Source organism: Paenibacillus antri, assembly GCF_005765165.1.
In the GTDB taxonomy this organism is placed as follows: domain Bacteria; phylum Bacillota; class Bacilli; order Paenibacillales; family YIM-B00363; genus Paenibacillus_AE; species Paenibacillus_AE antri.
In genome coordinates, this window is sequence record NZ_VCIW01000018.1 from 1 (window position 1) to 24,811 (window position 24,811).

25 protein-coding genes and 1 pseudogene are annotated in these 24,811 nt (G+C 51.1%); 1 reads left to right on the plus strand and 25 read right to left on the minus strand.

Annotated features, from left to right (window positions below):
- From FE782_RS22600 to FE782_RS22665, 15 genes and pseudogenes are all read right to left on the minus strand, one after another.
- Positions 1 to 202 (minus strand): AAA family ATPase (locus tag FE782_RS22600; RefSeq protein ID WP_138196622.1); only part of this gene is annotated, 202 nt, incomplete at its 3' end.
- A 259-nt stretch (positions 203 to 461) separates the two neighbouring features.
- A complete protein-coding gene (locus FE782_RS22605; RefSeq protein WP_202914588.1) occupies positions 462 to 935 on the minus strand; it encodes a hypothetical protein in 474 nt (157 codons plus the stop codon).
- Positions 936 to 1,119: 184 nt separating this feature from the next.
- Positions 1,120 to 1,455: a low molecular weight protein tyrosine phosphatase family protein gene (locus tag FE782_RS32990; protein ID WP_138196779.1), complete on the minus strand. Its 336-nt coding sequence runs from the start codon at positions 1,453 to 1,455 to the stop codon at positions 1,120 to 1,122.
- A 186-nt stretch (positions 1,456 to 1,641) separates the two neighbouring features.
- Positions 1,642 to 2,457, minus strand: coding sequence for a DUF6602 domain-containing protein (locus FE782_RS22615; protein WP_138196623.1), 816 nt, complete (start codon positions 2,455 to 2,457; stop codon positions 1,642 to 1,644).
- A 547-nt stretch (positions 2,458 to 3,004) separates the two neighbouring features.
- Entirely contained in the window at positions 3,005 to 3,592 is a 588-nt protein-coding gene (locus FE782_RS22620; RefSeq protein WP_138196624.1) for a hypothetical protein, read from the minus strand.
- 177 nt (positions 3,593 to 3,769) lie between these two features.
- Complete coding sequence (locus FE782_RS22625) at positions 3,770 to 4,291, minus strand: arsenate reductase/protein-tyrosine-phosphatase family protein (protein ID WP_138196625.1); 522 nt, start codon at positions 4,289 to 4,291, stop codon at positions 3,770 to 3,772.
- 133 nt (positions 4,292 to 4,424) lie between these two features.
- Positions 4,425 to 4,913, minus strand: coding sequence for an outer membrane protein assembly factor BamD (locus FE782_RS22630; RefSeq protein WP_138196626.1), 489 nt, complete (start codon positions 4,911 to 4,913; stop codon positions 4,425 to 4,427).
- Positions 4,914 to 5,086: 173 nt separating this feature from the next.
- Positions 5,087 to 5,569 carry a hypothetical protein gene (locus FE782_RS22635; RefSeq protein ID WP_138196627.1) on the minus strand — a complete coding sequence of 161 codons (483 nt, stop codon included), beginning with the start codon at positions 5,567 to 5,569 and terminating at the stop codon, positions 5,087 to 5,089.
- A 191-nt stretch (positions 5,570 to 5,760) separates the two neighbouring features.
- Entirely contained in the window at positions 5,761 to 6,267 is a 507-nt protein-coding gene (locus tag FE782_RS22640) for a GNAT family N-acetyltransferase (protein WP_138196628.1), read from the minus strand.
- 173 nt (positions 6,268 to 6,440) lie between these two features.
- A complete protein-coding gene (locus FE782_RS22645) occupies positions 6,441 to 7,142 on the minus strand; it encodes a DUF4304 domain-containing protein (protein ID WP_138196629.1) in 702 nt (233 codons plus the stop codon).
- A 91-nt stretch (positions 7,143 to 7,233) separates the two neighbouring features.
- Positions 7,234 to 7,772, minus strand: a pseudogene (locus FE782_RS33430) (SF0329 family protein).
- Positions 7,773 to 7,911: 139 nt separating this feature from the next.
- Positions 7,912 to 8,340, minus strand: coding sequence for a hypothetical protein (locus FE782_RS22650; RefSeq protein ID WP_138196630.1), 429 nt, complete (start codon positions 8,338 to 8,340; stop codon positions 7,912 to 7,914).
- A gap of 215 nt (positions 8,341 to 8,555) precedes the next feature.
- Positions 8,556 to 9,011, minus strand: coding sequence for an arsenate reductase/protein-tyrosine-phosphatase family protein (locus FE782_RS22655; RefSeq protein ID WP_138196631.1), 456 nt, complete (start codon positions 9,009 to 9,011; stop codon positions 8,556 to 8,558).
- A gap of 780 nt (positions 9,012 to 9,791) precedes the next feature.
- Complete coding sequence (locus FE782_RS22660; protein ID WP_238392622.1) at positions 9,792 to 10,772, minus strand: tyrosine-type recombinase/integrase; 981 nt, start codon at positions 10,770 to 10,772, stop codon at positions 9,792 to 9,794.
- Between the two features lie 224 nt (positions 10,773 to 10,996).
- Positions 10,997 to 11,401, minus strand: a complete 405-nt coding sequence (locus FE782_RS22665) for a hypothetical protein (protein ID WP_138196632.1) — start codon at positions 11,399 to 11,401, stop codon at positions 10,997 to 10,999.
- A gap of 229 nt (positions 11,402 to 11,630) precedes the next feature.
- Between FE782_RS22665 and FE782_RS33140 the strand changes: the two genes are divergently transcribed.
- Positions 11,631 to 11,765 (plus strand): hypothetical protein, encoded by a 135-nt coding sequence (locus FE782_RS33140; protein WP_274388746.1) that lies wholly within the window; start codon positions 11,631 to 11,633, stop codon positions 11,763 to 11,765.
- 65 nt (positions 11,766 to 11,830) lie between these two features.
- On the opposite strand, the gene FE782_RS22670 is transcribed toward FE782_RS33140, so the two are convergent.
- The 10 genes from FE782_RS22670 to rpsB form a co-directional block, all read right to left on the minus strand.
- On the minus strand, positions 11,831 to 16,138 hold the full coding sequence (locus FE782_RS22670; RefSeq protein WP_202914589.1) for a PolC-type DNA polymerase III: 4,308 nt from the start codon (positions 16,136 to 16,138) through the stop codon (positions 11,831 to 11,833).
- A 151-nt stretch (positions 16,139 to 16,289) separates the two neighbouring features.
- Positions 16,290 to 17,756, minus strand: a complete 1,467-nt coding sequence (proS, locus tag FE782_RS22675; RefSeq protein ID WP_138196633.1) for a proline--tRNA ligase — start codon at positions 17,754 to 17,756, stop codon at positions 16,290 to 16,292.
- A gap of 9 nt (positions 17,757 to 17,765) precedes the next feature.
- Complete coding sequence (gene rseP / locus FE782_RS22680; RefSeq protein ID WP_138196782.1) at positions 17,766 to 19,049, minus strand: RIP metalloprotease RseP; 1,284 nt, start codon at positions 19,047 to 19,049, stop codon at positions 17,766 to 17,768.
- Between the two features lie 116 nt (positions 19,050 to 19,165).
- The gene (locus FE782_RS22685) at positions 19,166 to 20,305 is read right to left on the minus strand and encodes a 1-deoxy-D-xylulose-5-phosphate reductoisomerase (RefSeq protein ID WP_138196634.1); all 1,140 of its coding nucleotides are present in this window, start codon (positions 20,303 to 20,305) and stop codon (positions 19,166 to 19,168) included.
- A gap of 12 nt (positions 20,306 to 20,317) precedes the next feature.
- Entirely contained in the window at positions 20,318 to 21,112 is a 795-nt protein-coding gene (locus tag FE782_RS22690; RefSeq protein ID WP_138196635.1) for a phosphatidate cytidylyltransferase, read from the minus strand.
- Positions 21,113 to 21,142: 30 nt separating this feature from the next.
- Positions 21,143 to 21,904 carry an undecaprenyl pyrophosphate synthase gene (gene uppS, locus FE782_RS22695; RefSeq protein ID WP_138196636.1) on the minus strand — a complete coding sequence of 254 codons (762 nt, stop codon included), beginning with the start codon at positions 21,902 to 21,904 and terminating at the stop codon, positions 21,143 to 21,145.
- 81 nt (positions 21,905 to 21,985) lie between these two features.
- The gene (gene frr / locus FE782_RS22700; protein WP_138196637.1) at positions 21,986 to 22,540 is read right to left on the minus strand and encodes a ribosome recycling factor; all 555 of its coding nucleotides are present in this window, start codon (positions 22,538 to 22,540) and stop codon (positions 21,986 to 21,988) included.
- Positions 22,541 to 22,546: 6 nt separating this feature from the next.
- Complete coding sequence (gene pyrH / locus FE782_RS22705; protein ID WP_138196638.1) at positions 22,547 to 23,272, minus strand: UMP kinase; 726 nt, start codon at positions 23,270 to 23,272, stop codon at positions 22,547 to 22,549.
- Between the two features lie 78 nt (positions 23,273 to 23,350).
- Positions 23,351 to 24,001: a translation elongation factor Ts gene (gene tsf, locus FE782_RS22710; RefSeq protein WP_138196639.1), complete on the minus strand. Its 651-nt coding sequence runs from the start codon at positions 23,999 to 24,001 to the stop codon at positions 23,351 to 23,353.
- A gap of 108 nt (positions 24,002 to 24,109) precedes the next feature.
- The gene (gene rpsB / locus FE782_RS22715) at positions 24,110 to 24,808 is read right to left on the minus strand and encodes a 30S ribosomal protein S2 (RefSeq protein ID WP_138196640.1); all 699 of its coding nucleotides are present in this window, start codon (positions 24,806 to 24,808) and stop codon (positions 24,110 to 24,112) included.
- Positions 24,809 to 24,811 lie beyond the last annotated feature (3 nt).

The following is a 24,811-nucleotide window of genomic DNA, read 5'->3' on the forward strand; positions in this document are numbered from 1 at the left end:
GAAGCCTACCTCCAAACAGGAGCGGCAGGAACGCCTTCTGGTCAAAATCAAAGAAATCATCGGTGAACATGAAGACAATTGCAATTACGGCGTCCTTTCCGGAATCGTTCTCCCCGATAAAAATCGAAAACTTTTGAAGAGGCAGGTTTTCAATTTCTTTTAAACAACGAAAATTCCTAATTGAAACAGTCGCAATCCGCATTATTCTCCTCCTACCAAATACATTTCCTTAAATATTCCAGATTTTTCGACAAATTCCTTCAAAAAAAGAACGAAATCGACTGATTTCGTCCAGATGTTTAGTATTGATTTTGCATTAGATTTCCGATAACGTTCCTCGCATTCACGAACTCCCGTAGGGAGTTGTCGCAGCATCAACTTCCTCGAACCTACGTCTGCGACCGAGGGTGTCAGCCCGATGCGTGAATGCGGTGTTATGTGATGCCTCGGGCTTCCCTGAATTACTTACAAATTGTCTTTAAATATACCCTTTGCAGGAAAGGCTCGTTACTAGGCTCCTCAACTTCTTCTTGTTCTTGGATAGGTATACCATTAAGAAAAGGAGATAGTATAAATTCTGTAATAATGCTTTCAAGGTTATCAGTTATCTCGATATCACACCCAAACGGAAGTTTAGTATGATAATCTGAAATAAGGTTTAATCGCAATTGACCTGCAAGATGGTCAACCCAAACATAGAAGAGCATTCCATGATCTAGCGTTGATTGAGTAATCTGATGTTCTCGGTTCTGAATGACCTTATTCAAGAACAAAATAAAATCATTTGTTTCTATCCGAGCCGCAACTTCATTAGTAATTCCTATGCCCCAAGTATTGTTAGCTATTTCAGTCTTTAAATCATCTTTCGTTTTCCCTATAAATAATGTATCAATAATTATTTCATTCAGATTATTAAAATAATCGGCTTTGTTCATATACGCCCCTTTGTGTTTAAATAGTTTTTCCCGAGGATTCACATAACGTTCCTCGCATTCACGAACCTCCGAAGGAGGTTGTCCGCAGCACCGACTTCTCCGAAATCTCTTCTGCGGACCGAGGGCGTAAGCCCGATGCGTGAATGCGGTGTTATATGATGTTGTGGGGCTACCTGAGCTACTTTCAAAAATCACTTGGAATTTCAATATATTCTGACACTCTCGATTTCAAAATCTCAATTAGGTCTTCGTCCATAAAAGTATAATCATCAGGAATATCAAGACAAACTAATTGTTTGTACTGCAGTTCATGGTTAAATTTATCCCTTAATCTTCTAATATGTTTCTTCTCCATAACGAAAATGATATCCGCCCAACCAATATGCCCTTCTGTAACTTTAACCCTGGCTCCCTCTTCAGTACCAGCCGATCGAACATCATAAGCAGTTAAGACACTAAAGATCTTTTCTGCTGTTAAACTTCGCCATTTGTTTCTACTACATACGAAAAGTAATTTGATTGTTTCACCTTCTATTATTTAGTTTTTTTCTGTGTTTCCCCACAATTTCATATAACGTCTCTCGCATTCACGAACCTCCGTAGGAGGTTGTCCGCAGCTCCCACTTCTACGGAATTGCTTCTGCGGACCGAGGGCATAAGCCCGATGCGTGAATGTGGTGTTAGCTGAAGTTGACGTCATCTTCGATTATCCTTCAGAATCAATTCTTATGAGCTTATCGATCCTCATTTGCTTAAAATAACGCTTTAGTACCGGTGTATCAATATGGCTTACACTCGGGGGGAAGTTTTGAAAATGAAATAAAACTCCTGCTAATGTATCTTGTCCCCAACCCTCAAAATACCATCCTATTTTTTTATCATCTGGTATAGATCTGTTCCATACAAAATGTTCCTTAAATTTATAGTTATAAAAAATCCCTGAATTATTTATAGCAACCATATCCGCCTGTTCCTCAAGTGATACATTATTTTCTTTGTAGTACTTAATAATATCTTTGCCGGTACTTAATACGTCAGACTTCGCTCTTAATGAGAAGATAACGAACGGGAGCTGTTTGGAGTGTTCATATAAATGAGGGTGGTTTATTTCGAGAAACCCTGATCCTTTAGCTCTTCTTAATCTTTTAATTGATATTCCTTGGATCAAGCCTCTTGATAACTCAGCATAAGTAGATAGATCTGGCTTAACCTCTACGGCTATATCTACCCCATCGGCCAAGAGCAATCTAAACTTTCCTTTTGTATCAATTGTGTGTGGGTGAACAGGATTACAAATTACACAATCAATAGAGTCTGAACGGTTACCGAAACTATCAAAAATTCCACCCTTGGTTACTCTATATGGAAAAGGATAATACCGCTCTATAAAAGATTGAAAACTATTCTCCCTAAAATCAGCAATTTCCTGAGGTGTCCCTTTACCTTCAATGCTTGCTCTTTCAAAATCTATCTCTAATTGCTTTGAATCTCTTCTTAATATTTCCAAAAGTTCAGGTAGCATAACAATTCTCCTTCTTTAGTCAATTTCAGCTAACATCTCTCGCATTCACGAACCCCGTCAGGGGTTGTCCGCAGCACCGGCTACTTCGAGATTTCTTCTGCGGACCAAGGGCGTCAGCCCGATGCGTGAATGCGGTGTTATACGATGTGGTTGGCTCCTTCGAATAATCCTTCGTATCTGCTTTTAACAGTTATTTTATTATCAATTTTTGTCTTCATTTTTTACCAGGCGGGACTGGCGGTTCTGGCATACTTCTTTGAAAACACTCCGTTCAAACCCGGCTAGTTCAACTTTATTCTTTTTTCATTTTGTTCGTTTTTTCCGTTCAAACCTAGCCAGTCCCGATAATGTATTTAACAACGTAAGTCCATAAAGTTTTTATCCGTTTTTCAACCATGTCGTATAACGTCTCTCGTATTCACGAACCCCCGCAGGGAGTTGTCCGCGGCTCCTGCTTCCTCGTATTTACTCCCGCGGACCAAGGGCCGTCAGGCCCGACGCGTGAAAACGGTGTTAGCTGAAGTATCACACTTCTTCGAAATGCCCCTCAAAAGCTCTTCTTGATAAAAGGCAAGACTGAAAGCTCCTTAATGTTGTTGTTTATTTCAAGGAATATGTCTTCAAAATCATATTCCTCTTCGTCTAATTTAACTATCCAATGGTGACCGGCTGTAACTTTGGATACCCCAGCATTACCTTCAGGATTTACAAAAGCCTCCCATCTAATAAAGGGTAAATTGTTATGAACCATGTTTCCTTGAAAAGTATTTATTAATTCTCGATTTATAAAATCAGTATTATTTAAGTAGCTTTTATCTATCTCGAATTGATACTCAATTTCTAATTCAGTGAATGCCTCATTGGGAAGGTCATCATGAGTACACTCTTCGGTTTCATCATGGTAAAGAGAGCAATTACCCCCGTATATTGATTCAGCTGTCATCATGCTGTCCCAATGAAAACTTACTTCAGCTCTTATTAAATGCGGGGGATTTTCAATTGCCGGAACACAGAGGAATGAGAAACCTCTTTCTAAGCTTGTAGTTTCAATTTTATTTTTAATGTAATATGGTTCCAATCCAGAATCGCGGGCAGATTGTAACAATTGGTTTGTAAAATCTTCATATTTAATCATAGGTACCTCCGAGTGATTTCTTAATCTATCCTTTGTGATATTTCAGCTAACGTTTCTCGCATTCACGAACTCCCGGAGGAAGTTGTCGCAGCATCCGCTTCTTCGAACCCACGTCTGCGACCGAGGGCGTTAGCCCGATGTGTGAATGCGGTGTTATCCGAGTGAACCTTGAGCTACTCACAAATTTCTTTCATTGATCTTCTTGTACAGTACTGGCATCGCATCTCTAATATAATTCACGAGTTCTTCCATCTTTACGGCGAAATCGTCTTCTTCGGGGGAACCAATATTTACAGATAAAGATGTCCCGTTATACATCTCATTGAACAATGGAATTGTTCTGTTGTACTCTTGTTTTATATAATCCCTATGTAATTCACTCATTCCAACAATAATGTCCTGCGTATCAAAACATTCTTCAGTAAATTGTGTCCTCGTAAAACCTTCTAATTTAATACCTTTACTCTCCATAATGTCAAAATGCAGGTTTGAATATTTACTTATCTCACTTGATGCTCTTACCCCAGACGAACAAACATTGATTGACACATCATTGATTCGTTGCAAATAATCCTTTAGGCAAAATTCTGCAATCACACTTCTTGTAAAATTGTCAGTACAAACAAACATAATATTCATCAATTTCTTCCTTTCAGGGTTTATTTCATGCTTCGTTCTTTCGGATAACGTCTCTCGCATTCACGAACCCCGTAAGGGGTTGTCCGCAGCTCCAGCTTCTTTGAGTTCCCTTCTGCGGACCGAGGGCGTAAGCCCGATGCGTGAATGCGGTGTTATCGGAAGTTCTTGCCATCTCTGAGATTTCTATATTCTCTTATTCCACTTTGAACTCCTTGAGATCACTCGAGATATTAATTTGTTCTTGTTTACCTTCATTATTAATCGAAAATTCAACATGCATTTTAACTTTATAATATCCCGGCTCGTGGATAACAAATTCATAATACTCCTTACTTCTCTGCCCTTCACCATTATTTCTGTATTCTTCGTCGGCTTTGAGTTCCACCATATAGCCAATATCATTTCTTATGAAAATTGTAGTATTAGGGAGAATTTGGTCTCCGTCTTCATTATAGATCTCATATGTAAACATTCCTGAGCCATGGGATACCTCTAATGTTCGTTTTGACTTGTTTTTTAGATATCCTATTATTTCAAAGGCCTCGTTGGCCTTAACATTCTTAAGCTCGTCTACTCCAACTTGGAAGATGGAGTCATGTGTTTCTGATTCAATATCACTTGTACAAGCACTCAAAGTTATAAGTAATAATAGCGCACTTATTACAATTTTTATCCTCTTCATTGAACTACTCCCACCCCTATTGCAAGAATTTCCGATAACGTTTCTCGCATTCACGAACTCCCGTAGGGAGTTGTCGCAGCAACCACTTCATCGAACCCACGTCTGCGACCGAGGGTGTAAGCCCGATGCGTGAATGCGGTGTTATCTGAAGTAACCGACTTCTTCGAATTCACTCAATCCCAATTATTATAAATTACATCGCTCACTAACTGAGGCCTCCAATACTTCATAACACCTAGTTCTACAGGATTCAATTCACTAATCAACTCTTTATTCAATTCACGGTTTAAATCTAACTTTGAAAGAACTTTATAATAATCCGCCTCATTCTCTAGAATCTTCGCAAATCTATAATTCATTTTAGATATGTAATCCGATATGTCAGTATAATCAACAAAGTTAGCATTCCCATATACATACGAATTTGCAAACGATATGAATGGATAATACCGATTCATCAATATAAACAAATACTCATTGTCCGACAAAAACTTACCGAGGTAGTAGCTTTCATGAATAGTCTTAATCACATCAAATCCACGAAATCCAAAACTGTTTTGTAAATGAAAACATAACTGTTTGAATTCAATTTCTTCAATTCCTGAACCGACTATATCACCAAAGCCGGTGATTCCTTTGGGTAATCTTTGCATCATTGGGCTACCTTCTTTATATGTGTTTTACGGTTATTTCAGATAACGTTTCTCGCATTCACGAACTCCCGAAGGGAGTTGTCGCAGCAACCACTTCCTCGAACCCACATCTGCGACCGAGGGCGTAAGCCCGATGCGTGAATGCGGTGTTATCTGATGCCGCCCGCTTCGTTGAAAATACCTGCAACTTTCTTTTAGATTACATTCCATCCGACTGCCAATTCACTTAGTTCTTGTTCACCTATTTTTATCATCTTCTCACCCATCACAGTTCCACCAAAACTTTTGTAAAAACCGAGTGTTGGATTATCTTTTAACACCCATAACATCATTGATTTGTATCCACTTGATCTTAATCGTCTAACTGAAAAATCAAACAACATTCTCCCTATTCCTTTATTTTGGTATTCCTTTAAGAGATAAATAGCATATATCTCGCCTTCATGTTCATATTCTGTATTTCGATTTTTCCCTGAATTGGAGAAACCAACAATTCTCCCATTCAAATCTTCAGCAACACATATAAATTCATTTATGTTTAAATTGTTGAATGTCCAGATCCAGTTCTTTTTTCTTTGTTCTATTGAAAGGTTGGATAGATAAGATTCCGATATAATTCCACTATAGGTTTCCCTCCAACTTAATAAATGAACATGTGCAATACCTTCAACATCTTGAAGATTGGCTTCTCTTATTTTCAATCTATCAACTCCCATCTAATGGGTGTAACATTTTGGATCTTTGGGCGGTTTCAGATAACGTTCCTCGCATTCACGAACTCCCGCAGGGAGTTGTCGCAGCAACCACTTCCTCGAACCCACGTCTGCGACCGAGGGCGTAAGCCCGATGCGTGAATGCGGTGTTATGTGAAGTCTCACTCTTCCTGAATAAGCTTACGAAAATCATTAATCAATCCAGTCGCATTTCCTATATTCTTTAACCCCCACGAAGCAATTTTATCTGATTGCTCGAGGTTTCCTATGTAGTAATGAGTCTTTGCTATTAATAATGCCAATCTTAACTTTGGTGGGGAACCTAAATCATACAGTCTTCTACTGCCCGATATAATCTCGTCAAGAGTGATATCAGTTATTGAATTTGGAAAAGTCGAAAATTGAGAATAATATCCCATTAATTGTCCATTAACAAGATTCAACATGTCATGGATCGTATTAATTGCATCTTCCTCATTCTCAACATTTTCGTGCCACTTCTCCTGAGTATTCTTGAAAATCTTCTGAACTAGGGAAGGCCTTGCTCGCAACCTCTTCCTAAAGTCACAATCGTAAACTGTTATCTCACTCTGTTTCTTTTCCGTAACAAGAAAATCAAGTGTAGCTCCCATCTCCATAACGCAAGAACCACCATATTTGTTTGCTTGAATTACAAACATATAGATAAAGTGGTTGTCTGTTACCTTAACAAAGTGATGGTTAGAACCTTTGAAACCAAGCTCATTCATTCTTGGTTTAAAATGAATTTTTAAAAGTTCTCTAAACTCCTTAGTGTCCATCCACGGATCCTCGATTCGGATTGCTCTTTGTTTTAGTGAGATTTCACATAACGTCTCTCGCATTCACGAACTCCCGCAGGGAGTTGTCGCAGCAACCACTTCTTCGAATTTACGTCTGCGACCGAGGGCGTCAGCCCGATGCGTGAATGCGGTGTTAGGTGAAGTTCCCCGCATCTCCGACTATACCCTCAGTTTTAATCCTTAATGTTTTGAACAGGTTTACAATTGGTTTTTCATCCTTATCTATTTCCATCTTTTCAAGTCTTCTCTTTCCAAGCCTTTTATCGAACATTGACAATGCCCGAATTATTGGATCATCTGACGAAATAGCTTCATCTATTGATAAGTTGAGATATTGTTCAACAGCATTATAGAATTCATTTTGAGTATACTCACCTTAAGTTCCAATGTCTCTTCTGCCTGTTTATAAGCCTTCCAGTAACCGTCAGTATGATCTTCGTCTCGCCAATTCAAACTATTTGTTTTCTTTCTTAATTCGTAGGCTAATTTATTAAATTTATACGATCGTCTTACAGTGCAAAAATCGTAAATCACCTGTTTATCATAAGTTATCCATGCTCTTCCTTCTTGGTCATGGGCACCTCTATATCGAGTGCTTTGATATCCGATATGTTCTTTTAGCGAATCGCAAAGACGCTCCTCAAGTTGTTTTTTAGTTCTACTCCATGGCAATTGCTTTCACCCATTTCTTCGGGGAATTTCACCTAACGTCTCTCGCATTCACGAGCTCCCGCAGGGAGTTGTCGCAGCGACTACTTCTTCGGACCCACATCTGCGACCGAGGGCGTCAGCCCGATGCGTGAATGCGGTGTTATACGATGTGGTTGGCTTCTTCGAATATTCCTTCATCACTGTTTTTATCACGTTTTTTATTATTCATTTTGACTTCATTTTTTCCCAAGAGGCCTGGGCGGTTCTGACATGCATCCTTGAAAATACTCCGTTCAAACCCAGCCAGTCCATCATATTCTTTCATCATCTTGTTTGTTTTTGTTTTTTCAAGGACTGTCGGTTCTGGCATTCTTCTTCGAAAACGCTCCGTCCAAACCCAGACAGTCCAACTTATTCTTTCATCATCTTGTTCGTTTTTGCTTTTGCAGGACTGGCGGTTCTGGCATGCATCCTCGAAAAAAATCCGTTCGAACCCAACCAGTCCATCATATTCTTTCATCATTTTGTTCGATTTTGTTTTTCCAAGGACTGGCGGTTCTGGTATACTTCTTCGAAACGCTCCGTTCAAACCCAGCCAGTCCCGATCATATAATTATCTATGTCAGTTCAAAATGTGCTTTTATCTGTTTTTCAACCATATCGTATAACGTTCTTGCATTCACGAACTCCCGTAGGGAGTTGTCCGCTGAATCTGCTTCCTCGAATTACCTCCCGCGGACCGAGGGCCGGTAGGCCCGAAGCGTGAATGCGGTGTTAGGCGAAGGATCTTTGAGTTACCTACATTCATTGTTCTTCTATCTTTTCAATTATTCTTGGTATTGAAGAATTAATATAATCTACAAGTTCTTCCATCCGTTCTTGAAATTCTTCATGATCCGGTGCTCCAACTTGTACTGATACTTGAGATCCGTCAACCAATTCATTAAATAATACTATCTCTCTCCCAAATTTTTCTTTAATATAATCGACATGCAAATTGCTCATACCAATGATAATATCAGATGTCTTAAAACTATCTTCATCGAACATCGTCCTCTTAAATCCAGATGTATCAATTCCCATTCCTTTCATGATTATAAAATGTATATCTGAATATATGCTTATATCACTATCGGCACGTATTCCTGCAGACGCAACATTAATGGTATTTAAACTCTTTCTTTTAAGATAATCCCTCATACAGAATTCAGCGATCACACTTCTTGTGAAGTTGTCAGTGCAAACAAAAAGTATATTCATGTTTATTTGTTCCCTTCAATGGAATTACAAGGGTTAATTATATAGTCATCGATCTTTCGCCTAACGTTTCTCGCATTCACGAACTCCAGTAGGGAGTTGTCGCAGCAACTACTTCTTCGGACCCACATCTGCGACCGAGGGCGTCAGCCCGATGCGTGAATGCGGTGTTATACGATGTGGTTGGCTTCTTCGAATATTCCTTCATCTCTGCTTTTATCACGTTTTTTATTATTCATTTTGACTTCATTTTTTCCCAAGAGGACTGGCGGTTCTGACATGCATCCTTGAAAATACTCCGTTCAAAACCAGCCAGTCCATCATATTCTTTCATCATCTTGTTTGTTTTTGTTTTTTCAAGGACTGTCGGTTCTGGCATTCTTCTTCGAAAACGCTCCGTCCAAACCCAGCCAGTCCATCAAATTCTTTCATCATTTTGTTCGATTTTGTTTTTCCAAGGACTGGCGGTTCTGGTATACTTCTTCGAAAATGCTCCGTTCAAACCCAGCCAGTCCAACTTATTCTTTCATCATCTTGTTGTTTTTGGTTTTCCAGGACTGGCGGTTCTGGCATACTTCTTCGAATACTCTCCGTTCAAACCCAGCCAGTCCCAGGATGTATTTATCAACGTCAGTACATATTGTCTTTTTCCGTTTTCCAACCATATCGTATAACGTCTTTTCTGCGAACTTCGGATACTCCTCAACTCCAGCGGATACGCGAAGTTCTGAGATCCTCCCGACCCAGAAGATAGAGGAAGTTCGTGTATCCGCCTCAGACTCATCAGGACTCGGGCGACGGCAACAAGCGGTCCAGCGGGCTCTGGATGTGACGGATGTCCCGTACGCTGACATGCGTGTAGCGTTCCGTGGTCTTTAGGTTCCGATGACCGAGCAACTCCTGAATATAACGGATGTCCGTCCCCGCTTCTAACAGGTGTGTCGCGAAGGAATGTCGGAGCGTGTGGATCGTAGCTTCCTTCTTCAGACCGGATTTCCGAAGCGCTTGTTCGAACACCTTCTGCGCGGCGCGTTCGGTGAGCGGCTTTCGGGCGTCCTGCCCTGGAAACAGCCAGAACTGCGGGCGTTCCATAGCGACATACCGATTCACTTCATACAGCGCGGCGCCGGAGAGGATCGTGTACCGATCTTTTCGCCCTTTGCCTTGCCGAACCTTCACGGTTCGGCGTTCAACGTCGAGATCGTGAGGTTTCAGCCGCACGACTTCGCCGACCCGCAGGCCGGAAGCATAAGTGAGGTAGAGCAATGCTCGGTGCTTTACATTCGTAACGCAGTCAAGCAATCGAAGTACTTCTTGTAGACTTAACACGTTAGGGAGCTTCTGTTCTCGCTTAGGTCGGGCATACGCAACAGAAACCGGAGGCGCCTCGCACACATGACGAAGGTAGAACGTAATCGCACTGATCGCTTGATTAATGTAAGAATGAGAAAACGACCGTTCCTGCAAATACACGTTGTACCTCATCATTAGTTGTTCATCCCAATCCTCGTTCCCTTCTTGATAGGTTGCGAAAAACCGGGCAACATGACCGATGTACGCTTTCACGGTTCGGTCGCTGTAGCCCCTAGCTTTCAATTGGTTCCGCAGCTTAGCCTTGGTGCGAACATCCCAAGCGGGGGACGAACTCGGATCATCCAATCGCTGCAGCACGTTCCCGAACAAGCTCCCCCTTCGCTCCCACTCCGCGCTCAAAGCGGGTTGAATCGTAAGGGAAGTGCCGCGAAGCACATCTAACAGCGCCAAAACAGATCTCTCCGTATGCGGGACTTTCCACACCCGTTGTTCCCGCGACCAATGAGCGCCGGGCAACCCATGCATTGCCTTCACGATTTCCGGATGGTAAGGAATGCGAGCTCCGATGTGGGTTTCGTCCAGAAGGCCTAGTACGATCTTCACGCGTTTTCCAACCTTTCACCAAGGATTATATCAGTACTACCTGATTATGGAAACCATCCATTTCCCGTACCCTACCCCGCCAACCACCATCGCCAAAACATCAAATTCCAATTCCTCTTCAAGTAGTGAATCAACTCCCCCGCATCCTCCGTCCGATGAAGCAAAAACCAGTCCTTATCGTATTCGTACCTCCGATGCACAAACAAATCTCCATAACCATAGGCGAGCACCAAGTACGTCGGCCGGCGGTACACCTCCCACGCTTCCTCCTCGACGGCACGCCCCGGACGAATCGTCGCTTCTTCATCCACAGCCTCCAACACCGACAGCATAACGACCTCCGCCTGATCGGAGAACACGACGATTTGCACCTGCGGAAAGATCATGTCATACAGCAAGATAAACATCGCCGAGAAGAACGACACGATCAGGAAAGCCCACTGCTTCCAAGTCACGACCACCAATCCTACCCCCATCCGGAAAATGACCCCGAAAACAAAAAAAGGAGACTGCCGCCCTAAAGGCGTGCAGTCTCCGATGCTTTCGGAAGACATCTGTGAAATTATCCTTAGATTACCATGAACCCGCCGCGAAGTCGACGGAAAACAACATAGCCCATTAGAATGGCCGCACCCTTCCCGGTGCAAAATAACGGTGGCTTGGTAAAACGCCAGCCACACAACTCGAAAGGGGCAAATCGCTGCCATGGCAAAGCAAAACAGAAAGAACAACCAGAACAATCAGAACAACCAAGATCTCGGCGACATGGTGCAAAACGCGGCGCAAAAAGTGAAGAACGTCTTTACGGGCGACAACAACAACGGGCAAAACCGTCGCTAATTTCGGAACAAGCAAGGAAGGAGCGACCCGGCCAACACCGGTGTCGCTCCCTCCATACATATTGTCTAGAATAAGGACAGCTGATTCGACTCCGGCAAGCCGCGGAAGCAGCCCATGCCGGTGAGCAGCTCGATGATCGTCTTGGACGCCTTCGAGCGCTGCTGGAAGTCCTCGATCGAGAGATAAGGACCGTCCTCGCGAGAAGCGGCGATGTTGCGGGCGGCGTTCTCGCCGATACCCGCTACCGCCGAGAACGGCGGAATGAGCGAGTCGCCGTCGACGAGGAATTTGCGCGCATCCGACTTGTACAAGTCCAGAGGCTTGAACGTAAATCCGCGCGCCGTCATCTCCAAAGCCATCTCGAGCGGAGAAATCATATTTTTCTCTTTGGTCGTGGCGTTGAAGCCCTTTTCCTCGATCTCCGTGATCTTGGCGTAGATGGCGTCGTAGCCTTGCGCGAGCAAGTCCAAGTCGAAGTCTTCCGCGCGTACGGTGAAGTAGGTCGCATAATAATGGATCGGATAATACACCTTGAAATACGCCGTCCGCACCGCGGAAATAACGTAAGCGGCCGCGTGCGCCTTCGGGAACATGTATTCGATGCGGAGGCAGGAGTCGATGTACCATTTCGGAACGCCGCAGCGTTTCATCTCTTCGATCCACTCGTCGGTAAGACCTTTACCTTTACGCACGCTCTCCGTAATCTTGAACGCCAGCGACGCATCCATGCCCGCCTTGTAAATCAAGTACAACATGATGTCGTCGCGGCAACCGATAACGGTTTTGATGTTACATGTGCCGTTCTTGATCAGCTCTTGCGCGTTGCCGAGCCAGACCCCGGTGCCGTGGGACAAGCCGGAAATCTGGAGCAAGTCCGCGAACGTCTTCGGCTGCGTCTCTTCTAGCATCTGCCGGACGAACCGCGTCCCCATCTCGGGCACGCCGTACGTGGCGACGGGCGACCGAATTTGCTGCGGCGTCACGCCGAGCGCCTCGGTCGACGAGAAGATGCTCATCACCTTCGGATCGTTCATCGGAATCGTCGTCGGATCGACGCCGGTGATGTCCTGGAGCATCCGCATCATCGTCGGATCGTCGTGCCCCAGAATATCGAGCTTCAGCAGGTTCGCGTCGAAGGCGTGGTAATCGAAGTGCGTCGTCTTCCAGTCGGCCGACGTGTCGTCCGCCGGGAATTGCACCGGCGTAATGTCCTCGACTTCGACGTAATCCGGTACGACGACGATGCCGCCGGGATGCTGACCGGTCGAGCGCTTGACGCCGGTGCAGCCGAGCGCGAGCCGGCTCTCTTCCGCGCCGCGCCAGCGGACGACCTTTTCCTCTTCGTATTTCTTTACGAAGCCGTACGCCGTCTTCTCGGCGACGGTGCCGATCGTGCCGGCGCGGAAGACGCTCTTTTCGCCGAACAGCACCTTCGTATAGTTGTGTGCGTGCGGCTGGTATTCGCCCGAGAAGTTCAAGTCGATATCGGGGACTTTATCCCCCTTGAACCCAAGGAACGTCTCGAACGGGATGTCTTGGCCATCGCCTTTCATCGGTTCGCCGCAGTTCGGGCAGTTCTTGTTCGGCAGGTCGAAGCCGCTCGGGATGCTGCCGTCGGTGAACCACTCGGAATGCGTACACTTCCGGCATAAGTAATGCGGCGGCAGCGGATTGACCTCCGAGATGCCAAGCATCATAGCGACGACCGAAGAGCCGACGGAACCCCGGGAGCCGACCAGATAGCCGTCTTCGTTCGACTTCTTTACGAGCCGCTGGGAGATCAGGTACAACGCGGAGAATCCGGCTTTCGTAATCGGCACGAGCTCCCGCTCGAGCCGCGTGACAATTACCTCCGGAATCGGATCGCCGTACATTTCGCGAGCGGTCCGATAACACGTCTCGCGCATCTCCTCGTCCGCGCCTTCGATGATAGGGAAGAACGGCGTCGACGGGAACAGCTCGATGTCTTCGAACCGATCCGCTAGCGCCGAAGGATTGGCGACGACGACTTCGAACGCCGTCTCCTGACCGAGGAACGCGAATTCCTGCAGCATCTCTTTCGTCGTGCGGAAGTGCGCTTCCGGCTTGCGCTGATCCTTCAACGGGCTGAAGCCGGTGATGCCGTGAATCGTAATGTCGCGGAACAGCTTCTGCCGCGGATGCGCGTAGTGGACGTTGCCCGTCGCGATGACCGGCTTCCCTTGCTTCTTGCCGATCGCCAGCACCGTCTGGATCGCCGCTTGCAGCTGCGCGACGCTGGCGACGAGCCCCTTGTCCACCAGATGCTCGTAGAACGTAATCGGCTGAATCTCGAGCACGTCGTAAAACTCGGCGACGCTCTCGGCTTCCTCCAACGATTTATTGAGCACCGCTTCGAAAAATTCGCCTTTCTCGCAGCCCGAGACGACGAGCAGCCCCTCCCTCAGTTCGATGAGCTTCGACTTCGGAATACAGGCGACGCGGTTGAAATATTCGGTATGAGATAAGGATATTAATTTATATAAGTTCTTCTTGCCGACCGCGTTAAGCGCGTAGATGCAGCAGTGGAACGGTCTAGTGTTCGACAAGTCGACGCCGACGTAGTCGTTCAGCTGCGACAGCACCTTCATGTTGCGGGCGTCCGTCTCTTTGAGCAGGTGCATGAGCACCTCACCGAGAGCCTTCGAGTCGTCGATCGCGCGGTGATGACTCTCGAGCGTCACCTTGAATTTATCGGTAAGCGTGTTAAGACGGTGGTTTTTCATCTGCGGGTATAACAACCGCGCCAGCTCGAGCGTGTCGAGCACCGGGTTCGGCATCTCGGGCAAGCCGTGACGCTTGCATGCCGCTTGTAGGAAGCCGGTATCGAAGCGCGCGTTATGCGCGACAAGCACGGCGTCGCCTACCCACTCAACGAACTGCGGGATGACTTCCGATTCTTCCGGAGCGCCCGCCACCATCTCGTCCGTAATGTTGGTCAGCTGCGTGATGTTGTACGGAATCTTCTCGTGCGGATCGATGAACTTCGCGAACTCGTCGACGACCTTGCCGTCGATCATCTTGACGCCGGCGATCTCGATGATTTTGTTGTTCGTGACCGAGAGGCCCGTCGTTTCGACGTCGTATACGACGTACGTCGCGCCGGCGAGCGGGCGATCGTCCGCCTGTAGCACGACCGGCACGGAATCGTTCACGACGTTCGCCTCGAGGCCGTAGATCATCTTGATGCCGTTCTTCTTCGCCGCTTTCGCCGCCTCCGGGTACGCCTGCACCGCGGAATGGTCGGTGATGGCGATCGCCTTGTGGCCCCACTTCGCCGCGAGCTTCACGTATTCGCCGATGTCGCTGACCGCGTCCATCGTGCTCATCGTCGTGTGCAGATGGAATTCCACGCGCTTCTCGGCCGCGTCGTCCTTCCGCTCCGGCGGCGCAGCGACTTCGTTCAAGTCGTTCACCATCATGACGAGCTCGGGCGTCATCATGAACCGGTCGTACTCCACCTTGCCGCGCAGCCGCACCCACTTGCCGACCGAAAGCAGCTTCAGCGTCTTCAGATCGTCCTTCGTCTTCGCGAACACCTTGCACTGCAAAGAATCCGTGAAGTCGGTGATCGAAAATTGGAAGAGCGTGCTGCCGTTCCGCAGCTCCTTCGCTTCCAGCTGGAACACGGTCCCTTGGATAACGACCTTCTTCTCTTCTTCTTGGACGTTCTGAATCGGTACGGGCTGATCCTTGATGTCGTACCCGTACGTCAGCACCTCCGGCGCGTCGCCCGCGACCTCCGGCTCCTCTTCGTACGTCGCTTCGGCGAGCAGCTCCTGCTTGAACAGACGCTCTTCCTCCAGCAGCTTCGCTTGGAATCGTTCATATTCCTCCGCGCGCGACTCCCCCACGAGAAACTTGACGCGAAGCTCGCGCGCGAAGTTACGGGCGAAGTACGTCTTGAGCATCTCTTCGATGCCCTTCTTCTTCGCGAGCTCGAGCGCCGTCGCGTCGAGCAGCGTCACGGAGACGAGATCGCCCGTAGTCTCCACTTTCGCCTTCGCGAGCCAGCCGTTGACCGAAGCGACCTCGCGCTGCGCCCAATCGACGAACAACGGCCAATACGCTTCCATCACTTCGGCGGTCGTCACCGCTTCGTCGTAGGCGAGCACGAAGCGGATCGCCGCGATATGCGCGAAGCGATCGATGATCGCCTTGCAGAAGGCGCGGTACACGTCCCTCGGCACCAGGGTGGTTTTGTTTAAGACGAACGTCCACTCCCGATTCGATCTAGACGTCTCGACTCGTTCGATATACCCGTCTCGAAAGAAAGAATCGATGACGTCGGTCGGAATATTCGCTTGCTGCATGAGCAGCTCGAACCGACTACGTTTTTCAGCTACAACGCTCAAAAGGGTGTCCTCCCACAACGATTCTTGTATTACCGGCCCTCTTGACTCTGCAACTTGTCTCGAATAAAAAAGAGAAACCGGGCGCGGAACGCTTGCTAGAACCCGAATCGCGATTCGTCGATAGCGTCCACGCCACGGCTGATGTTGTTACCTAGTAAGCTCTTGCGAAAGCGACCGTATGCTTCGCGCCTTCGCCGCACACGAGGCAAGTCGACTTCGTCTCGCCCGGCTCGAACGGAATGTTACGGCTCGTCGCCCCGGTCTCTTCTTTCACCTTCGACTCGCATTCCCGCGAGCCGCACCAGCCGGCGAGCACGAAGCCGCGCAGCTTGTCGTCGTTCGCCTTGAGCTCCTCCAAGGAATCGACGCTCCGCAGGTTATCGTTCATGAATTGCAGCGCGCGATCGTACAACTCTTTATGTACGTCCGCAAGCATCTTCTCCACTTCCGCGACGAGGTTATCCAGCGCGACGACGCGCTTCTCGCCGGAGACGCGGGAGGCGAGTACGGCTTGTCCGTTCTCGAGGTCGCGCGGTCCGAGCTCGATCCGAACCGGGATGCCGCGCATCTCGTATTCGTTGAACTTCCAACCCGGGCTCAGATCGGAGCGGTCGTCCATCCGGACGCGCACGCCGGCCGCCTTCAGATCCGCGAGTACCTCAGCCGCCTTGGCGAGCACCGACTCGCGTTTCGCCGGCGGGCCGATCGGAATGAGCACCGCCTGCATCGGCGCGACCTTCGGCGGCAGGACGAGACCTTTGTCGTCGCCGTGCACCATGATCAGCGCGCCGATGAGCCGCGTCGAGACGCCCCACGACGTCGTATGCGCGAACTGCTGCGTGTTCTCGCGATCGAGGTACTTAATATCGAACGCGGTCGCGAAGTTCGTGCCGAGATAATGCGACGTGCCGGCTTGCACCGCGCGCCCGTCGCGCATCATCGCTTCGATCGAATACGTGTCGACGGCGCCGGCGAACTTCTCCGACTCCGTCTTTTGGCCGGCGATGACCGGAATCGCCAGAACGTTTTCCGCGAATTCCTTGTAAATCTCCAGCATCTGCATCGTCTCGCGGCGCGCGTCCGCTTCGTCCTCGTGCGCCGTATGGCCTTCCTGCCACAAGAACTCGCTCGTGCGCAGGAACGGCATCGTCCGCTTCTCCCAACGAACGACGTTCGCCCATTGGTTGATGAGCACCGGCAGGTCGCGGTACGACTGGATCCACTTCGCGTACATGTGACCGATCATCGTCTCCGACGTCGGACGGATCGCCAGGCGCTCCTCCAGCTTCTCGCCGCCCGCCTCGGTCACCCAAGGCAGCTCGGGGTTAAAGCCTTCGACGTGCTCCTTCTCCTTCTCGAAGAAGCTCTCCGGAATGAACAACGGGAAATACGCGTTCCGGTGGCCCGTCGCCTTGAACCGGTCGTCGAGCTGCCGTTGAATGAGCTCCCACAGCTCGTAGCCGTCCGGCTTGAAGACGATGCAGCCGCGCACCGGCGCGTAATCCATCAGATCCGCCTTGCGGATCGCATCGAGATACCAACGGGAGAAATCCTCGCTCTGCGGCGTGATCTCCCGGTTTCCTGCTTGTTGGCTTTCCTTACCCGACTCTTTCGTCATGAGAACCCATTACCCCCGAAACAAGCGCAGTATGTCGTTATACGTGACCGCCACCATCACCAGCATGAGCATCGCGAAGCCGATGAAGTGGACGAGACTTTCCCGATTCGGATCGACCGGCCGGCCGCGAATCGCCTCTAACCCTAGGAAGATCAAGCGGCTGCCGTCGAGCGCCGGTACGGGCAGCAGGTTGAAGATGGCCAGATACAAGCTCAGCATCGCGGCCCACCACGTGTAATACAGAATGCCGGCGTTCGCGAGCTGCAGCGTCATCTCCGCCATCCGGATCGGACCGCCGAGGTCGTCGAGCGTAAACTGCCCGAGCACCAACATCTTGAACCCTTCGAAAATGGTAACCGTCGCCGTCCACATCGTCGTCACGCCGTTCGTTATCCCTTCCTGGAACGAAGCCGGGCGCGTGAGCGGCATCATCTCGACGCCGACGCGAATTTGCGCGTTGCCGGCCTCGTCGATCGCCTCGATCGGCGTCATCTGCACGGCGACCGGCCGGCCGTCGCGCAGCACGACCCACTCCATCGGCTCGCCGGCGGAAGCCGTGACGAGCTCGCGGATCTTCGTCGTATCCGGTCCGATCGTCACGCCGTTGATCGACTGAATGACGTCGCCGGCCTGAATGCCCGCCGCGTCCGCCGGCTCCCCGGCGTTCACCTTGTTGACGGAGACGTTCACGGCGATGCCGTTAATGAAAGCGAACGCGATGAACAGGCCCGCCGCCAAGATGACGTTCATCATCGGCCCCGCGAAGATGGCCATCGCGCGCTTGCCCACCGGCTTACCGGCGAACTGCCGATCCCAAGGCGCGATCTGCGTCTCTTGGCCGCGAGAGACGGTCATCGCCTCCGGATGAATCCGGTACGACTCGTCCTCTCCGTCCACGTCGAGCGTAAGCGCGAGCTTGCGCTCCAGATCGATCGACCGCACTTCGCCGCGGACGGCGTTCATCCGCTCGTCGATGCGATCGAGGTAAATCTTCGTCACGACGTCGTCCGGCGTCGTCTCCACCGCGATCGTCTGGCCCGGCTGAATCTGCACCGTCTCCGGATCTTCGCCGGCCATGCGGACGTATCCGCCGAACGGCAGCAGCCGCAGCGTATATTTCGTCTCTCCGCGGCGGAACGCGAACACCTTCGGACCGAAGCCGATGGCGAATTCCCGAACGAGAATGCCCGCCCGCTTCGCGAAATAATAGTGACCCCACTCGTGAATCGTGACCAAGACGAAAAACAACAGCACCGTGAGTACGATACCTTGCGGCGTCAGCTGAGGCGTCATCAAGTAAGCCGTTCCCCCTTACGCTCCCGAACGAAGTCCATATGTCCGGGGCAGTATGTCCTTATAGCTTACCATTATTCCCGAACGAGCTTCAAGAGAACGGAAATCGGGGAAAATTAGCAACTTTTCGCAACGTCCCGCGCCCAAGCGTCCGCTTCTCGGATCGCGCCGAGGTCGGTCGCGGCGACGACGTCGTGCTTCGCCAGCGTCGACTCGACGATCGACTCGATTCTCTGGAACGGGATGTCCTCCGCGAGAAAGCGCGCCACCGCGATTTCGTTAGCGGCGTTAAACACCGCCGTCGCCGTCCCGCCCGCTCTCCCAGCTTCGTAGGCGAGCCTGATCATCGGATACCGCTCGAAGTCCATCGGTCGGAACGTCAGCTTGCCGAGCGCCGCCAGGTCGAGCGAGCTCGCCGGCGATAACGGACGATCCGGGAACGTAAGCGCATATTGAATCGGCACTCGCATATCGGGTTGGCCCAGCTGAGCGATAATGCTCTTATCATAAAATTCTACATAAGAATGAATAATCGATTCCGGGTGGACGAGCACGCGAATGCGATCGTAGTCGACGTCGAACAGCCAGCGGGCTTCGATGACTTCGAGCCCCTTGTTCGCCATCGTCGCCGAATCGATCGTCACCTTCGCGCCCATCGACCAATTAGGGTGCTTCAACGCGTCGGCCACCGTCACGTCCGCCAGCTCGTCCCGGCCGCGATCGCGGAAGCTTCCGCCCGAAGCGGTCAGCGTCAACGCGAGCACGTCGTCGATGCGCGAGCCGTTCAGCGACTGGAATATGGCCGAGTGCTCGCTGTCGACCGGAATGAGCGGCACGCCGCGGCGTCTCGCTCTCGCCGTCACGACGGCGCCGGCCGCCACGAGCGTCTCCTTGTTCGCGAGCGCGATCGCCTTGCCCGCGTCGATCGCCGCCAGCGTCGGCTCGCAGCCCGCGCTGCCGACCATCGCGGAGACGACGACGTCCGCGTCGTTGCCGGCCGCGACCTCGCGGACGCCCTCGTCGCCGTACAGCACGCGGATGCCTTCCGGGATCATGCCGGTCAGCTTGTCGGCGAGCTCCTTCGTCGCCACCGAGACGAGACGCGGCCGGAATCGGTTCGCTTGTTCGGCGAGGAGATCCACGTTCGTCCCCGCCGCCAGCGCTTCGACGCGGAAGCGTTCGGGGTGGAACGCCGCGATGTCGAGCGTCTGCGTGCCGATCGATCCCGTGCTTCCCAATATCGAGATTCTCTTCATCTCTCTCCCCCTCTATTGCGGCAGCAAACCGAGCAGATGCACGAACGGAAAGACGATGATCCACGAATCCGTCCGGTCCAGAATGCCGCCGTGTCCGGGAAGAATCGTTCCCGAATCTTTAATGTTGCGCACGCGTTTATACGCGGACTGGATTAAGTCGCCGAGTTGACCTAACACGGAGACGATCACGCCGATCGCGATCGCTTCCGTCCAGCTAATCAGCTCCGGCCGAATCGCGGCGAAGACGACCGCCGTCGCGACGGATATGACGACGCCGCCTACGGCGCCTTCCACCGTCTTCTTCGGCGAAATCGACGGCCATAGCAGATGCTTGCCGAGCAGCTTGCCGAAGAAGTAAGCGCCGACGTCGGTGAGCCAGATGCAGCCGAACAGCAGCAGCGTCCAGAACAGGCCGTCCGTCATCCACCGCGTGTAAATCATATAATGAAAGCCCACGCCTATGTACACGACTCCGATAAACAGGAGCGCGATTTTATCGATGCTCGTCCGGTTTTGCGAGAAGACGGTGAGCGCGAAAAACAGAAACATCAACAGCCAAACGACCGTCTGCTGCGGAGGGACCGGCCACCCGAACATCACGTTCCAAGGAACGACCAGGTACAGAATGCCGGCGAAGCCGACCAACGATGCCGGTTCCCGCGCCTTCGCGCCGTTCAGTCTTACGAATTCTTGATACGCAATGACCGCAAGGACGATAATTAACAGCGCATACCATTGGCTGCCGGCGGCCAGCATCGTCAAGAAAAAAAGCGCGGCAAGCACTCCGGTGACAATACGTTGACGCATGTGAGCCGTACTCCTCCTCCGCCGCCCGCGTTACAGCTTCCCGTATCGCCGCGCGCGTCCTTGATAAGATCGAATCGCTTCGTAGAAATGCTCTTCCGAAAACTCCGGCCAATAGACGTCCGTGAACCATAATTCGGTATACGCCAACTGCCACAACATGAAGTTGCTGATGCGCACCTCGCCGCTCGTGCGAATGAGCAGGTCCAGCTCCGGCAACCCTTCGGATTGCAAGTAGCCGCCGAACGTCGCTTCCGTCAAGTCGTCCGGATCCCGTTCGCCGGACTTCACCTCTTCGGCGAATCTTCGCATCCCGAGCAGCAGCTCGCGACGGCTTCCGTAATTGAGAGCGAAATTTAAGATGAGTCCCGTATTGTGCTTCGTATCCTCGATCGCCGCGTCGACGGCCCGAAGCGTATGCTCCGGCAGCCCTTCCCGTTCGCCCATCATGCGGATGCGGACGTTGTTCGCCTTCAGCTCGTCGATTTCCAAGGGGAAGAATTCCTGCGGCAGCTTCATGAGGAAGTCCACTTCCTCCTGCGGGCGCTTCCAATTTTCGGTGGAAAACGCATAGAGCGTCAAAGCCTTCACGCCTAAGTCGTTCGCCGCCATCGTGATCGTCTTGACGTTCTTCATCCCGGCGCGATGGCCGGCGATGCGCGGCATGCCGTGACTGCGGGCCCAGCGTCCGTTGCCGTCCATGATGATCGCCACATGCTTCGGGACGTTCTCTCCGAGAATCGGTTCGCCGCCCGGCGGCTTCTTGTTTCGGAACCACCCGAAAAGACGGTCCATGACGCCCCCCCTTCCGTTGCGTAAGTGTAACGGGTATGACGCAACAACCCCCTGCCGATTGCCAGGGGGCCGTAGGGTCGATCAAACTTCCATGATTTCCTTTTCTTTCGCGGCAAGCACCTTGTCGACCTCCGCGACGAAGCGGTCGGTCAGCTTCTGGATGTCGTCCTGGTGGCGCTTGGACTCGTCCTCGGAAATCTGATCCTTCTCCAGCTTCTTGATTTCGTCGTTCGCGTCGCGGCGAATGTTGCGGATCGCGACTTTCGCCTCTTCCCCGAACTTCTTCGTCATCTTCACGAGGTCCGTGCGGCGCTCTTCGGTGAGCGGCGGCATCGTCAGACGGATCGCCGTGCCGTCGTTCGTCGGCGTAATGCCGATGTCCGACTTCATGATCGCTTTCTCGATCGCGCCCATGGAGCTCTTATCCCACGGCTGGATCATCAGCGTGCGGGAATCCGGCGTGTTGATGTTCGCGAGCTGGTTGACCGGCGTCATCGCGCCGTAATATTCGACCTGGATGCGGTCCAGCAAGCCGGGCGTCGCGCGTCCGGCGCGCAGCGTCGACAGATCGCGCTTCAGCGCGCCGATCGCCTTCTCCATCCGTTCTTCCGCGTTCTTCTTTACCGATTGCGGCATCGTTGATTACACTCCCTTCAAGATCGTCGTTCCGATTTTCTCGCCCTGCACGACGCGGCGGATATTGCCTTGTTCGGAGATCGAGAACACTACGAGCGGAATGTCGTTATCCATGCATAAGGAGGATGCCGTCGAGTCCATGACGCCTAAGTTCTGGTTGAGCATCTCCATATAAGTCAGCGTTTCGTATTTGACGGCCGTCGAATCCACGAACGGATCCGCGGAGTAGACGCCGTCGACTTTGTTCTTCGCCATCAAGATGACTTCCGCTTCGATTTCGGCGGCGCGCAGCGCGGCCGTCGTATCGGTCGAGAAGTACGGGTTTCCCGTGCCTGCGGCGAAAATGACGACCCGCCCCTTCTCGAGGTGGCGCATCGCCCGTCGGCGGATGTACGGCTCCGCGACCTGCTGCATGTTGATCGACGACTGGACGCGCGTCGGCACCTCCAGCTTCTCAAGCGCGTCTTGAAGCGCCAAGGAATTCATGACGGTCGCGAGCATGCCCATATAATCCGCCGTCGCCCGGTCGATCCCCTTCGCGCTGCCCGAGATGCCTCGCCAGATGTTGCCTCCGCCTACCACGACGGCGACTTCGACGCCGAGTCGAACGACCTCTTTCACCTGTTCGGCGATCGTCGTAATCATCCCCGCATCGATGCCGTACCCCATCTGACCCGCGAGCGCTTCCCCGCTCAGCTTCAGCACGACACGCTTGTAAACCGGTTTACTCACCTTGCTCCAGCCTCCATTCGCTTCAAAGAAGAACCCATTCTAAAAAGGAAGGAACACGCCGTGTTCCTTCCATCCGTCTTACTTCTTCACTTGCGCCATAACTTCTTCTACGAAGTTATCTTGCTTCTTCTCGAGACCTTCGCCGAGCTCGAAGCGGACGAAACGACGGATCGAGATGTTTTCGCCGATCGTGGCGATTTTTTCGTTCACGAGCGTCTGGATCGTCTTGTCTTGATCCTTGACGAACGTTTGCTCGAGCAAGCAGAACTCTTCGTAATACTTGCTCATGCGGCCTTCGACCATCTTGTCGACGATGTGAGCCGGCTTGCCTTCGTTAAGCGCCTGCGCGCGAAGGATTTCCTTCTCCTTCTCGAGCTCTTCTTGCGGCACTTCTTCGCGAGTGACGTACTTCGGAGCGGCTGCCGCGATCTGCATCGCGACGTCCTTCACGAAGTCGCGGAACGAGTCCGTCTTGGCGACGAAGTCGGTTTCGCAGTTGACTTCGACGAGGACGCCGATCCGGCCGCCCGCGTGGATGTACGATTCGACCAAGCCTTCCGTCGCGATGCGGCCGGCTTTGTTCTTCGCGGCCGCGAGGCCCTTCTCGCGAAGAATTTCGCTCGCTTTCGTAACGTCGCCGTTCGCTTCTTCCAATGCCTTCTTGCAATCCATCATGCCCGCGCCTGTCTTCTCGCGGAGTTCTTTGACCGCTTGCGCTGTAACCGCCATTGTAAATTCCTCCTTAATTGTAAAGACGAAAGTCTATGTATCCGAAAAAAAGGGGAGTGATCGGTTTGATCAACCCCCACCCACCCTTTTCCTAGGTCTTACATTTCATTATGCGCTCGTTTGCTCGCCTTGATGCGCTTCGATGACCGCGTCGGCCATCTTCGCCGTCAACAGCTTCACGGCGCGAATCGCGTCGTCGTTGCCCGGGATGACGTAGTCGATCTCGTCCGGATCGCAGTTCGTGTCGACGATGCCGACGATCGGGATACCGAGCTTGCGAGCTTCCGCTACCGCGATGCGCTCTTTGCGAGGGTCGATGATGAATACGGCGTCAGGCATGCCGCGCATGTTCTTGATGCCGCCGAGGAATTTCTCAAGACGCTCTTGCTCTTTCTTGAGGATGATGACTTCCTTCTTCGGCAATACGTCGAACGTGCCGTCGGATTCCATACGCTCGAGCTCTTTCAAGCGGTTGATCCGCTTCTTGATCGTCTCGAAGTTGGTCAGCGTGCCGCCGAGCCAACGTTGGTTGATGTAGAATTGACCGCAGCGAGCGGCTTCCTCCGCGACGGAGTCTTGCGCTTGCTTCTTCGTGCCTACGAAGAGGATCGTGCCGTTGTTCTCGGCGACCGACTTCACGAAGTTGTATGCTTCTTCAACCTTCTTTACCGTCTTTTGCAAGTCGATAATGTAAATCCCGTTACGTTCCGTGAAGATGTACTTGTCCATTTTCGGGTTCCAGCGGCGAGTTTGGTGACCGAAGTGCACCCCTGCCTCCAGAAGCTGTTTCATGGAAATTACTGCCATCTT